11 protein-coding genes, 1 other RNA gene and 1 pseudogene are annotated in these 12,101 nt (G+C 64.2%); 2 read left to right on the forward strand and 11 right to left on the reverse strand.

The window, feature by feature from the left end:
• Nucleotides 1-9: 9 nt before the first annotated feature.
• The 7 genes from mraY to mraZ form a co-directional block, all read right to left on the reverse strand.
• On the reverse strand, nucleotides 10-1,095 hold the full coding sequence (gene mraY / locus ACR2J1_RS07575; protein WP_434018726.1) for a phospho-N-acetylmuramoyl-pentapeptide-transferase: 1,086 nt from the start codon (nucleotides 1,093-1,095) through the stop codon (nucleotides 10-12).
• Nucleotides 1,096-1,127: 32 nt separating this feature from the next.
• Complete coding sequence (locus tag ACR2J1_RS07580; protein WP_434018727.1) at nucleotides 1,128-2,549, reverse strand: UDP-N-acetylmuramoylalanyl-D-glutamyl-2,6-diaminopimelate--D-alanyl-D-alanine ligase; 1,422 nt, start codon at nucleotides 2,547-2,549, stop codon at nucleotides 1,128-1,130.
• Between the two features lies 1 nt (nucleotide 2,550).
• The gene (locus ACR2J1_RS07585; protein WP_434018738.1) at nucleotides 2,551-4,002 is read right to left on the reverse strand and encodes a UDP-N-acetylmuramoyl-L-alanyl-D-glutamate--2,6-diaminopimelate ligase; all 1,452 of its coding nucleotides are present in this window, start codon (nucleotides 4,000-4,002) and stop codon (nucleotides 2,551-2,553) included.
• Between the two features lie 78 nt (nucleotides 4,003-4,080).
• The gene (locus ACR2J1_RS07590) at nucleotides 4,081-5,775 is read right to left on the reverse strand and encodes a peptidoglycan D,D-transpeptidase FtsI family protein (protein ID WP_434018728.1); all 1,695 of its coding nucleotides are present in this window, start codon (nucleotides 5,773-5,775) and stop codon (nucleotides 4,081-4,083) included.
• A 10-nt stretch (nucleotides 5,776-5,785) separates the two neighbouring features.
• The gene (gene ftsL, locus ACR2J1_RS07595) at nucleotides 5,786-6,136 is read right to left on the reverse strand and encodes a cell division protein FtsL (protein ID WP_434018729.1); all 351 of its coding nucleotides are present in this window, start codon (nucleotides 6,134-6,136) and stop codon (nucleotides 5,786-5,788) included.
• A gap of 34 nt (nucleotides 6,137-6,170) precedes the next feature.
• Complete coding sequence (gene rsmH, locus ACR2J1_RS07600; RefSeq protein ID WP_434018730.1) at nucleotides 6,171-7,193, reverse strand: 16S rRNA (cytosine(1402)-N(4))-methyltransferase RsmH; 1,023 nt, start codon at nucleotides 7,191-7,193, stop codon at nucleotides 6,171-6,173.
• A complete protein-coding gene (gene mraZ / locus ACR2J1_RS07605) occupies nucleotides 7,190-7,672 on the reverse strand; it encodes a division/cell wall cluster transcriptional repressor MraZ (RefSeq protein ID WP_434018731.1) in 483 nt (160 codons plus the stop codon). Before mraZ ends, rsmH begins: the two co-directional genes overlap by 4 nt.
• Nucleotides 7,673-8,016: 344 nt before the next feature.
• Here mraZ and ACR2J1_RS07610 point away from each other — a divergent pair, with 344 nt between their 5' ends.
• Complete coding sequence (locus ACR2J1_RS07610) at nucleotides 8,017-9,024, forward strand: alpha/beta fold hydrolase (protein WP_434018732.1); 1,008 nt, start codon at nucleotides 8,017-8,019, stop codon at nucleotides 9,022-9,024.
• A 602-nt stretch (nucleotides 9,025-9,626) separates the two neighbouring features.
• Here ACR2J1_RS07610 and ACR2J1_RS07615 read toward each other — a convergent pair.
• Nucleotides 9,627-9,857 carry a hypothetical protein gene (locus tag ACR2J1_RS07615; protein ID WP_434018733.1) on the reverse strand — a complete coding sequence of 77 codons (231 nt, stop codon included), beginning with the start codon at nucleotides 9,855-9,857 and terminating at the stop codon, nucleotides 9,627-9,629.
• A gap of 273 nt (nucleotides 9,858-10,130) precedes the next feature.
• Complete coding sequence (locus tag ACR2J1_RS07620) at nucleotides 10,131-10,358, reverse strand: hypothetical protein (RefSeq protein ID WP_434018734.1); 228 nt, start codon at nucleotides 10,356-10,358, stop codon at nucleotides 10,131-10,133.
• Between the two features lie 172 nt (nucleotides 10,359-10,530).
• Here ACR2J1_RS07620 and ACR2J1_RS07625 point away from each other — a divergent pair.
• Nucleotides 10,531-11,196 (forward strand): annotated as a pseudogene (locus tag ACR2J1_RS07625) (catalase); the annotation flags it as partial.
• A 53-nt stretch (nucleotides 11,197-11,249) separates the two neighbouring features.
• Here ACR2J1_RS07625 and rnpB read toward each other — a convergent pair.
• Both rnpB and ACR2J1_RS07635 read right to left on the reverse strand, forming a co-directional pair.
• An RNA gene (rnpB, locus tag ACR2J1_RS07630) (RNase P RNA component class A) lies at nucleotides 11,250-11,648 on the reverse strand.
• 48 nt (nucleotides 11,649-11,696) lie between these two features.
• Nucleotides 11,697-12,101 (reverse strand): TetR family transcriptional regulator C-terminal domain-containing protein (locus tag ACR2J1_RS07635; protein ID WP_434018735.1); only part of this gene is annotated, 405 nt, incomplete at its 5' end.

Raw genomic sequence — 12,101 nt, forward strand, 5'->3', positions numbered from 1 at the left:
CTTCGAATCTTAGCGCAATTTCAGGGTGGCGAGACCAAGCAGTGCAAGCACCACGGCAATAATCCAAAAACGGATCACGACGGTCGATTCAGGCCATCCCTTCTGCTCGTAGTGATGGTGCAGCGGCGCCATGCGGAATACGCGCTTTCCCGTCAGGCGGAACGACGCGACCTGTACGATCACCGATACCGCTTCAAGCACGAATAAGCCACCGACGATGGCGAGCACCAATTCGTGCTTCGTCGCAACGGCGATGGTGCCAAGCGCGCCGCCAAGCGCAAGTGAGCCGGTATCGCCCATGAAGATCTGCGCCGGGGGCGCGTTGAACCAGAGAAAGCCGAGGCCCGCCCCGACCAGCGCGCCGCACACGACGGCAAGATCGCCGGTGCCGACCACAAAATGGATCTGGAGATAATCGGCGAAGAGCACGTTGCCGACGAGATAGGAGACGAAGCCGAAGGTCGCCGCGGCGATCATCACCGGCACGATGGCAAGGCCGTCGAGGCCGTCGGTCAGGTTCACCGCGTTGCCGGCACCGACGATGATGAAGGCGCCGAACGGAATGAAGAGCCAGCCCAGGTTGATGAGCACATCCTTGAAGAAGGGGATGGCGAGCGCGGTGGAGAGCGGAGCCTGGCCGACATGAACAATCGCCGCGGTGGCGATCAGGGCGGCGGCCGCCTCGATCACGATCTTGATGCGGCCGCGAAAGCCGGCGACGGAATGGCGGGTGACCTTGAGATAATCGTCGAACAGGCCGACGGCGCCGTAGACCAGCGTCAGCAGCAGCACGATCCAGACATAGGCGTTGCTGAGATTGCCCCAGAGCAGCACCGACGCCGTGACGCCGGACAAAATCATGAGGCCGCCCATGGTGGGGGTGCCCTGCTTTTCAAGGAGGTGCTGTGCCGGGCCGTCGACGCGGATCGGCTGGCCCTTGCCTTGACGGAGGCGAAGCGACCTGATCACGCGCGGTCCGAACAGAAACACGAAGAGAAGCGCCGTGATCAGCGCTCCGCCTGTGCGGAAGGTGATATAGCGGAAAACGTTGAAGGCGCTGAGCTCGCCGGCAAGCCCACTGAGCCAATAGAGCATGATCTATCCCTCTTCGCCCTTGCGGACGTATCTCACGCTCGCGCGCCGGGCGCGCCGAAATGGCGGCGCAAGGCCTCGACGAGCGGACTCATGCGGCTGCCGAACGATCCCTTGATCATGATCACGTCCCCCGGGCCCACATCCTTGGTCATGATGGGGGCAAGCTCCTCAGCGGTTTTGGCATATGCGCCTTGGCGGGATGCCGGCAGCGCCTCGTAAAGCGCCGCCATCAGCTCGCCGCAGGCAAAGACAACATCGACCCCGGCCCCGTCAATGCACTCTGCAAGCTCTCGGTGAAGATCCGGCGCTTTTTGGCCGAGTTCCAGCATATCGCCGAGGACGGCCACGCGGCGCTTGAAGGCGGTTCTCGGGGTCAGCCCCAAGGTGGCGAGGGCGGCGCGCATGGAGGCCGGGTTCGCATTATAGGATTCATCGATGATGGCGATCTGTCCTGCTTCCGCCTCGATAACGATGCGGCCGCCGCGGCCGGCCTGGGCATGGACCCCGGCGAGAGCTTCAGCGGCCGGCGCGAGATCCGCGCCCGCGAGCTTCGCGGCGGCGAGGACGGCAAGGGAATTCTGCACGAGGTGACGTCCCGGCGCCCCGAGGCGGTAGGTGACGGGCTCGCCCAAAATGTCGGCGCTGATGCGAGAGCCATCGGGATCGAGCTCGACCGCAACCGCGCGCGCATCGGCGCCCTTAGCCTCCCCGAAGCTGACGATGCGTGCGTGCTGCTCGCGGGCGTGGCGCGCAAGCCGCTCATAATGGGGGTTGTCGCGGTTGATGATCGCGAGGCCGCCCGGCTCCAGCCCGCGAAAGATTTCCGCCTTCGCGTCGGCAATCTCCTCGACGTCGCGGAAGAAGCCGAGATGCACGGGCGCGACCGTGGTGACGATCGCAATATGCGGACGGATCAGCCGCGTGAGGGCGTCGATCTCTCCCGCATGGTTCATGCCCGCTTCGAACACGCCGAACCGCGTCTCCTTCGGCATGTTGGCAAGGGATAGCGGCACGCCCCATTGATTGTTGAAGGACTTGACCGATGCATGGACGCTGCCGCTGGGGGCAAGCGCGAGCCTGAGGGCCTCCTTGGACCCGGTCTTGCCGACGCTGCCGGTGACGGCAATCACCGCGGCGCGCTTGGCGCGGGCGCGGCCCGCTCGACCTAGGTCGTTGAGCGCTTCAAGCGTAACCTGAACGCGCACGAGCCGGTCCTCGTCGACACTCTCAGGAAAGGTTCTATCGACGATGGCGCAGGCGGCACCGCCTGCCAGCGCCGCCTCAACGAAGCTGTGACCGTCGCGGTTGGGCCCCTGGATGGCGATGAAGCCCTCGCCGCGTGCGAGGCTGCGGGTGTCAATCGAGAACCCGTCAACGCGAACATGGGCGTCACCCAGGCACTGGGCGTGGGTCGCCTTGATAATCTCAGCCAAGGTCCAGAGCGACTCGGCCACTCTACGCAACCTCCTGCAAGGCAATCGACACCGCATCATGGTCGGAGAAGGGTACGATCGTTGTCCCGATGGTTTGCCCGATCTCGTGACCTTTCCCGGCCACGAGCAAAACGTCGCCCTCTCCAAGGGCAGCAATAGCATGACGGATGGCGGCAGCGCGGTCGGCAATCTCCTCCGCTCCTGGTGCCGCTGCGAGGATCTGGCTGCGAATTGCGCCGGCATCCTCGCTTCTGGGATTATCGTCCGTGACGATGACGCGGTCGGCCTGCGCGGCCGCCACAGCGCCCATCTGCGGACGCTTGCCGCGATCGCGGTCTCCCCCGCAGCCGAAGACGATGATCAGCCGGCCCGTCACATAGGGGCGCAGCGCTTCGAGCGCCTTGGCGAGGGCATCGGGGGTATGGGAATAGTCGATGAAGATCGGCGCTCCGCTGCGCGCGCTGCCAGCGAGGTCCAGACGCCCCCTCGCGCCATGCAGGCGCGCCAGCGCGGGCAGGACATCATTCGCGCTTTCTCCGCCGGCGAGCGCCAAGCCCGCCGCGACGAGCGCATTGGCAGCCTGGAAATGACCGACGAGCGGCAAGCGCACCTTATGCTCGGCGCCCGCATGCTCGATCACCAGATTTTGCCCAAAGCCATCGCGCTCCGCCGAGACGAGCTTTAGCGTTGTCCCGTTGCGCCCGACTGAGACGACATGCAGACCGCGGGAGGCCGACTCCGTTGCAACTTGCATCCCGGCCTCGCTGTCGACATCCACGACGGCTGTTGCGCCTTGCGGCAGAAGCTCGCGAAAGAGGCGGAGCTTCTGCGCGAAGTAATCCTCGAAGCTCGCATGATAATCCAGATGATCGCGCGAGATGTTGGTGAAGGCGCCAGCCGCGAGTAGTACGCCATCGAGGCGGCGCTGCTGGAGGCCATGGCTCGACGCCTCGATGGCGGCATGAGTCACGCCCTCGCTTGCGAGCTGTGCCAGAATTCGGTGCAGCTCGATCGGATCGGGCGTCGTGTGTGCGAGCGCCTGCGTGCCATTCGGACTGACGATTCCGACAGTGCCGAGGCTCGCCGCAGCGAGGCCGCGCTCGCTCCAGAGCTGGCGAAGGAAGGCGGCAACCGACGTCTTGCCGTTGGTGCCGGTGACCGCCATCACCGTTTTCGGCTGTGGGGCGAAGAAGCGCGAAGCGATCAGGGCCAGAAGCCGGCGCGGATCTTCATCCTCGACGATGGGAGTCTGGATGTTCGCAGGTGCGGAACCCAACGCCACCAGGATCGCCGCGGCCCCGCGCTGCACGGCATCCGCGATGAAGCGCGCACCGTCGGTGGCTGTGCCGGGCAGAGCAGCAAAAAGATAGCCCGGCTTCACGGCGCGGCTGTCAGACGCGAGGCCTGCGATGGGCACGCGCGACCAAGGGGCGGGCTGTCCCGCCGCCGGCCCGATCAAGTCGCCAAGGGTCATAAGCGGCATCGCCCCTAAAAGCCGCAGTTTGTGCTTAAATCAATGGCTTGCTGACCAATCGAAAGACGGTTCGGTCCTCTAATAAGAGGCGGTGACCTTACCGTCAAACGCGGGCCTGTCCGCATCGAGCTTGGGCGCAACCCCAAGAATCGGCGCGATGCGCTCGATGATCTTGCGCGCGGTGGGGGCCGCATTCACGCCGGCTGTCGCCTGATTGCTGCTCGCGGCGACGCGCTGCGGCTCATCGAGCATGACGAGGACAAGATATGCGGGCGCGTCGGTCGGAAAGGCGGCAAGAAACGACGTGAGCAACGCGGAGGTGTTGTAGCGCCCGCCAACCACCTTCTCCGCGGTCCCGGTCTTGCCGCCGACGCGATACCCGACCGCCTCGGCGCGTTTTGCCGTTCCTTTCAGAACGTTGAGCCGCATCAGCTTCAACATCGATTCGCTGGTCGACGCCTTCAGCACTCGCGGGCTTACGGACATCGCCTCCTCGCGCGAGCGCGGCAGGAAGGTTGGCGTCACGCCGATGCCGCCATTGACAAGAGGCAGAGCCGATGCGGCGAGCTGGAGCGGCGTCACCGAGAGACCGTGCCCAAAGGCGATGGTCATTGTGTTCAGCCGCTGCCAATGCGCCGGGATGATGGGCGCGGGTCCATAGCCGAGCTCGGTGCGGATGCGGCCCAAGAGTCCAAGCTTCTTCAGGAAGGCGCGATGGCGTTCGGTCCCCATGTCGAGCGCGATCTTCGCCGAGCCGATATTGGAGGAGTAGATGAAGATCTCCGGCACCGTCAGCGATCGCTTCTTGCCGTGGAAATCGCTGATGCTGAAGGAGCCGACCTTGATGGGGTTGGTGGCATCATAGCTCGAGCGCATGGTGGCAACGCCGCCATCGAGTGCGCCGGCGACGGTGAAGATCTTGAATACGGAGCCCATCTCGTAGACCCGGGAGCCGATCCGGTTGATCCGGTTCTTGTCGAGGGCCTGCTCGCGCCGGTTTGGATCGTAGTCGGGCAGAGATGCGAGCGCCAAAACCTCGCCGCTATGCACATCCATGACCATGCCCGACGCGGCCTTGGCGTGAAATGTCGCCACCGCGCTTTTCAGCTCCTCGCGCAACACGTGCTGCACGCCGAGGTCGAGCGAGAGGGTGACGGTGTCTTCCCCGACGGCCGATCCCGCATGCGACATGGCAAGCTGCGGATTGTCGTCGACGAACTGCTCGATCCCGGAGAGGCCTTTGTTATCGACGTCGACATAGCCGACCACGTGAGAGGCCGTGGCCCCGACCGGATAGACGCGCCGGTATTCCTGGACGAAGCCAAGGCCGGGCAGTCCAAGCTCATAAAGCTCCGCCTGCTGTTTCGGGGTGAGCTCGCGCTGAATGGAGACGAAGCGGCGGCCATTCTTCAGGCGCTGCCGAAGCTCCGCAGTCTTGATGTCGGGCAGCACGGTCGCGACCTGCTCGACCAGCTCGTCCTCGTCGATGACGCGCTTCGGATCGGCGTAGACGGTCGCGCCCTTGATGTCGGTGGCGAGCAGCCTGCCACGGCGGTCAAGGATGTCGGGGCGATGGACGGTGGTCGAAATGTCGTAGACGCCGCCCTGATTCGGCTCCGCGCCCGTAAAGCCAAGGACGACCAGTCGCGACCCGACCAATAGGAAGGCGACCGCAAAACCGAGACACACAAAGCGATAGCGGTAGCGGCTGCGCGCCAGATAGGCGCGTTCGGCGCGGGCCGTGGCAACTGTCGATTTTTCGGTTTCGGACACGCGTATCGGCCTAGCGAGCGGCGGTTTTGGCGCGCACTGTGATCGGCTTCGCGCTCTCTTCAGCCTCTAACGGAGGCCGCTCGAAGTCGCGATCCGACACCGTGTCGAGTGTCAGGAGCTGCTGGGGTTGCGTGCCCCCAAGCTTCAAATGCTTCTCCGCAAGCCGCTCGATGCGCTCAGGCCGATTGAGCAGGCTCCATTCCGCGCGCAGCACCGCGATGGCGTCGCGCTCGTCCTCAATCTTCTTGTTGAGGGAAAGGATCTCCTCGTCCAGGCCGCGGGCCTCGTATTTCACCTGATAATTGACATAGGCGAGCGCAACGAGAGCTAGAACGAGACAAATATTGACGAAACGCAGCATGACGGTACTCGCAAGGTTACTTTAGGATGCCTCATCAACGTCCCACCCGAGGCACCCCGAGGGCGGCCAGGTCCAAGGGATGCGGCGGAGCCTCGGTTCGCTCCCCTGCCCTAAGGCTGGCGGAGCGGGCGCGCGGGTTCAGCCGAATCTCTTCTGTCAATGGGTGTAGCGCACGACGGTTAAGAAGCCGGAAGCTTGGCGGCGCCTCGCCCATCTGCTCGGGGAGATGGCGGGAGCCGCGCGGCCCGGGAAGGCTGCGGCTGGCAAAGAAGCGCTTGGCAATGCGATCCTCCAGGGAATGGAAGGTCACGACCACGAGCCGGCCGCCCGCGCGCAACACGCGCTCGGCCGCGCTCAAGCCTTCCGCCAGCTCATCGAGCTCCTCGTTGAGGTAGAGCCGGAGCGCCTGAAAGGTCCGCGTGGCGGGGTGCTTGCTCTCGTCCCATCGACGGCCCAAGACGCTCGCCACGATGTCGGCAAGCTCGCTTGTCCTGGCGATGGGCCGTTCCGAGCGCACGGCAACAATGGCGCGCGCGATGGCGCGGGCGCGTCTTTCCTCGCCCAGCACCGCAATAATCCCGGCTAACTCCGATTCGGAAAGCTCGTTGACGATGTCACTCGCGCTCGGGCCTTCCTTGCCCATGCGCATGTCGAGGGGACCGTCATGGCTAAAGGAAAAGCCGCGCTCGGCCTGGTCGACCTGCATGGAGGAGACGCCGAGATCGAGCACTACGCCATCCACCGTGACATGCCCCTGGCTCTCGGCGATCGCATCCATGTCGCTATAGCGACCGACGACCAGGGTAAGGCGTTCTGGAAACTGATCCGCGAGCGCGCGGCCTGCTGCGACGGCGTCAGGATCGCGGTCGATGGCGGTGATCTTGCAGTCGGCGGCGTCGAGGATGGCTTTGCTGTAGCCGCCCGCGCCGAACGTGCCGTCGATGATGGTCTCGCCGCTAGTTGGGTTGAGCGCCGCCAGGACCTCGGAGAGCATCACGGGAATGTGGCGAGCCGGTCCGCCGGCGGAAGGTGAATCCTTGCCGCGACCCGCCATCATTCCCGTGCTCCCTCTGGCCCGCCGCTTGCGCGACGCCCCGCGCCGAGAAGTTTGCGAAGGTCACGCACTTTGTTGCGCGCCTCCGAAAGATTGATTTCGAAGCGCTTTGGCTCCCACATCTGAAATTTTTCGCCGAGCCCGACAAAAGTGATGTGGCTCGTGATGCCCGCGTGCTCGCGCAGGCGCTCAGGCACAATCGTACGACCGTCCTGATCGATGGAGAGGATTTCGCTGGTACCGAAGAGCGCTGTCGCGAGCTGATCGCGCTCATCGGAATAGGGGGCGAGGTCTTCGACCAAATGATTGATCTTATCGATGAGGCGCTGGCCGCCGGCGTCGAGCGCGGGCGCGTCGAGCGAAGGATAGCAGTAGATGCCGTCAAGCCCGTCTTTGGCGAGCACCGAGCGGAAAGAAGCAGGGACCGAGATGCGGCCTTTGGTGTCGATCTTATTTGTGAATGCCGAGACAAACTGGTCCATCTCCCCCTCACAAGCACCCGACTGACTGACGCGGCGACTTCAACGAACTTGGTGCAGACCCCATGCCCCGGGATCGAGTGGGAGAGGAGGCGCAACATCCCCCCGTGGCCTCTAAGGAGCGCTGCCATCCTCCCCCACTTACTCACCGAACGGGCAATAATGGGATAGCATGGGATTTCATGGGCGTCAACGGAAAGGCCCGGGAGGACTGTGGAAAATGGCCTCTCGCGCCGGGTCGGTCTGCGGGCAAACACGGCACGAACGCAAGGAATTGCCGCCGCGGCGCGAAGCGCATACAAACGTGGCGAAGGGGTTGCTGCGCTTGCTCCGGCATTGATCGAAAAATGGGCCGTACGGCCCTCGAGAGCCCGCACCCCGCGTATTGGCGTAACAAGCTTAAGGCGGTCGCGGCGGACCTCATGGCTGGCATCGGATTGACACCGGCGGCCGCTCTCATCGCGACTGTCGTCACGCTTTGCGCCTGCGGCCTCAGCGCGAACGTTGTCTCCGACGGTCCCTTTGCGCGGCTCGGCCCTCCGGACGAGCCGGTGCGGCTGTTTCTTGAAGAAAAGGGCGAAGGCAAGCCCCTCCTCCTCATTCACGGTTTCGGCGCGAGCACCTTCACGTGGCGCGGTGTGGCGCCCGACCTCGCCCGCGACCACCGCGTCATCGCCGTCGATCTCAAAGGGTTCGGCCAATCCGACAAGCCGCTCGACGAGCGCTATGCCGCCCGCGATCAGGCGGCGCTGCTCGCGCAACTCATCGAGGTGCGGGACCTCCGCGACCTAACTCTGGTCGGGCACTCCTATGGCGGCGGCATCGCCCTCATGCTCGCGCTCGACCCGCGCATGAAGGGCCGATTCTCCAAACTCGTGCTGCTCGATACCGTCGCCTATCCGCAGGAGATCCCGGTCTTCTTCAAAATGCTGGACATGCCGGTATTCGCCCATCTCGGCGTGCGCATGGTGCCTCCTACCGCGCAAGTGAAGCTCGCGCTCCAGATCGCCTATTTCGACGACAGCAAGATCGACGACGAGCACGTGCGCGCCTATTCCGAGCCGCTGCGCACGGCGGCCGGCAAGCACGCGATCATCCATAGCGCGCGGCAGATCGTGCCCGACGATTTGAGCGAGCTCTCGGAGCGCTACAGCTCGATCACCTTGCCTACGCTGATCGTATGGTGCGACCACGACCGTATCGTGCCGCTCGACGTCGGGCTGAAGCTTAGGCGCACGATGCCCAACTCCACGCTGCGCATCATCTCCGAATGCGGGCACATGCCGCAAGAAGAGCAGCCCGAGGCCACCGCAGAGCTTATCCGCGGATTCCTGGCGGGCACGCTGAAGGAATAATCCGGCCTGCTTTCGGACGGCAATACCATTTTTCGGCGTCTGTCTTCGCAAGCTTTTTCGAGCTTAGCGAGCGTGGGACGCCCCAGCCCCTGTTGCCGTAGGCGCCAATCGCTGCCGCTCGGGTTCCCCTTGCCAATCGCCGGACTACCCGGCCCAAGTTGGAAGTCGCCCTGGTCCGGTGCGGCGAAGAGCGGGTCGGCGGGCGCGACGTTCCCTTCTCCGAAGCCGATCGCGATGCTGCCGTCTACGTATTGTGTTTGCACCATCGAATAGGAGATTTCAAACTTGATGGCCCCACAGCCGCTGCTGCACGCGGTGACGACGTCGCGGTCAGGCGCATTGCCCCAGAAGATCGCGTTGGTGATTGCATATGCATCGGCGGCGACGCCCTCATAGGTATCGATGAAAAAGCCCGCACCCGGAGCTTCGTATCCCGGTTCGAGCGCGCCAACGTTGGTGAGATGGTTGAAGCTGGCGATTGTGGGCCCCGAGCCCGCCGAGCCGCCGTCGACCAGTATATTGCCACCGCAGTTCCTATCGTAAATCTCGTGGTCGCTTTCGCAGGTTGCGCCATCGACGCAGAAGAAACCGCCGCCGCCATTTCATGCGCGGTTGCCGCGATACACATTCCAGGCGAGCGTTGCCTTGGTCGGCTGGTTGCCCGGCGTGAAGGCGCCGACATAGAGCCCAGCGCCCCATTGCGTCACGCTATTATTGCTGAAGGCGTTGCCGACGATGTCGAGAGTATTGCCGAACAGATAGAGCGCGCCGCCATGCGCGCTGTCGGGCTCCGTGCCTGAATTGCCTTCGATCCGATTATTCTCGATCGACACGCTATTCTGTTCGTGGTGTCGTTGAGGAAGCCGGCACCGCCGCGGCCGCAGGCGTTGTTCGCACACACATTGCCCTTGATCGTGCCCGAGACGTTGTTCAGCGCGAAGCCGGCGCCGGCGAGGGACTGATCGGCGCAGACATTGTCATGGATGAAATTGTTGGTGAAGTCGAAACGCTGCGATTCGTAGAAGTCGCGGTAGATGGCTTGCGAATAGCCGCTGATATCGAAGCCGTCGATGGTTGTGAGCTGGTCGCCCGTGGGGCCCGGATCTTCAATCCGGATGAACGAACCGCCCTTCCCGACCGCCTTGGTGATCGTAGGTCGCGGAGTCGCGCATCTTGAAGTCCGTTCCACTCTGGAAACCACCCGCGAGCGTGAAATATTTCACACCGGGAGAAAGCTGCTCCGGGTAGCTGCCCTCCGCGACGCAGATCACGGCGCCGGGACTTGCAGCATCAATCGCAGCGCCGATGGTTGTACGGTTTGCCGGCGGATCCATCGCCGCCTTTGGCGAGGGCCCCATCCACGAACATGGTGCGATCCGGAATCATCGTTGTGCGCGCCACGGTCACTGCGGCGGGTACGCCACGAGCCTCGTCGCTCGCCTGCGGCGACGTGCAACCTGCGCCGCTCCCGCCCAGGAGAGCAAGCTGAAGACGATTGCCGCTGCGACCGCATTTTGGCCGCATGGGGACTATCCGCCGATCGACATCGGCGTGCTCGAGCTGAACCGCAATCCTGAGAATTATTTCAACGAGATCGAGTAGGCGGCGTTCTCGCCGTCGAACATCATTCCGGGCATAGGCTTCTCGCCCGACAAGATGCTGCAAGCGCGCATCTTCTCCTATGCCGACGCGCATCGCTACCGGCTTGGCACGCATTACGAGATGCTGCCGGTGAACCGCCCGCGCTGCCCCGTGCACCACTATCATAAAGACGGGCCGATGCGGTTCTTCGAGCAGAAGACCGGCGCGGCGGATGCCTTTTACGAGTTCGGCGGCGCTGTGCAAGATGAGCGCTTCGCCGAACCGCCGCTGAAGATCGCGGGCGACGCCGAGCGCTACAATCATCGCGACGGCAATGACGACTACCGGCAGGTGACGGCGCGGTTCAATCTCTTCGACGAGGGTCAGCGCGCACGCCTTTTCCTCAACTGCGCCGAGGCGATGTGGGGCATTCCAGACGAGATCGTCGAACGGCAGCCTGCCCATTTCAAGAAGGTGCATCCCGAGTATGAGGCCGGCGTGCGCCGCGCGCTCGCGCATATGACGCGCGCCAAGGCGTCCGAGATCGCGCAGCAGCAGAAGATGCCGCAAGGCGTCGAAGCCGCCGAGTAGGGATTGGGGAATTGGAGGCCGGCGCGCGGGGGACACCCACGCGCCGGCCGTAACATGTCACCAAGCCTGTAAGCCGGGTTCTGTGCCTCGCTTGCGCGAGGTGATGGCCATTCATCTGGGACGCCCGTTGCCGGGCGCCTCGTGCAACCAACCCGGGCGGCTGATCCGGAAACAGGATCGGGCATTTCTGCCCCCGCCACCCCTATTCGGTCTTGCTCCCGGTGGGGTTTGCCGTGCCGTCCTTGTTACCAAGAACGCGGTGCGCTCTTACCGCACCCTTTCACCCTTACCGTGGCCTCCGTCTCCGGCGACAGACGGCGGTCTGCTTTCTGTGGCACTTTCCCTGGGGTCGCCCCCGCCGGACGTTATCCGGCACCGTGTTTCCTGGGAGCCCGGACTTTCCTCTCCGCCTTGATACGCAACACTGGCGAAGCGGCCATCCGGCTTGCTGACCAGGGTAATAAGGCGGCTGGGGGCTTTTCGTCAAGTCTTGCGAGGGGTTACGGCCAGACCTTCATGGCGGTTTCCGCCACGCGCCGGAGCTCGGTCCTGGTGGCGCCGCTCGCGGCCTGAACGGCCATGCCCTCAATCACGGTGATGAGGTAATGGGCAAACGAGGCGGGGTCGGCCGTCTTGGGCAGGTCGCCTTCGGCGCGCGCGCGCTTCAGGCGTTCGCGAATTTTCTTCTTGCCAACGGCGCGCCGCGCCGTCGTCTCGTTGCGGATGCGTTGGGCGTGGTCGCCAGCGCCCGCCACGCCCTGCACCAGCAGGCACCCGACCGGATTGCATTTCTCTGTCAGGAAATCAGCCGTTCCGCGCAGCAAGTGAGCGACCGCATCGCGCGCTTTCGACTCCGCAAGGGCCTCCTGCACAAAGTCCGCACGCGCGTCGGCGTAGCGGTCGAG

It is taken from the genome of Methyloceanibacter sp., assembly GCF_050999895.1.
GTDB lineage: Bacteria > Pseudomonadota > Alphaproteobacteria > Rhizobiales > Methyloligellaceae > Methyloceanibacter.

Excerpts from the sequence above, each read along its gene's own strand:
- rsmH (WP_434018730.1), bottom strand. The coding sequence starts at position 7,193 with ATGATGGCGGGTCGCGGCAAGGATTCACCTTCCGCCGGCGGACCGGCT.
- mraZ (WP_434018731.1), bottom strand. The coding sequence starts at position 7,672 with ATGGACCAGTTTGTCTCGGCATTCACAAATAAGATCGACACCAAAGGC.
- mraY (WP_434018726.1), bottom strand. The coding sequence starts at position 1,095 with ATGCTCTATTGGCTCAGTGGGCTTGCCGGCGAGCTCAGCGCCTTCAAC.
- ACR2J1_RS07620 (WP_434018734.1), bottom strand. The coding sequence starts at position 10,358 with ATGGATCCGCCGGCAAACCGTACAACCATCGGCGCTGCGATTGATGCT.
- ACR2J1_RS07610 (WP_434018732.1), top strand. The coding sequence starts at position 8,017 with ATGGGCCGTACGGCCCTCGAGAGCCCGCACCCCGCGTATTGGCGTAAC.
- ftsL (WP_434018729.1), bottom strand. The coding sequence starts at position 6,136 with ATGCTGCGTTTCGTCAATATTTGTCTCGTTCTAGCTCTCGTTGCGCTC.
- ACR2J1_RS07585 (WP_434018738.1), bottom strand. The coding sequence starts at position 4,002 with ATGACCCTTGGCGACTTGATCGGGCCGGCGGCGGGACAGCCCGCCCCT.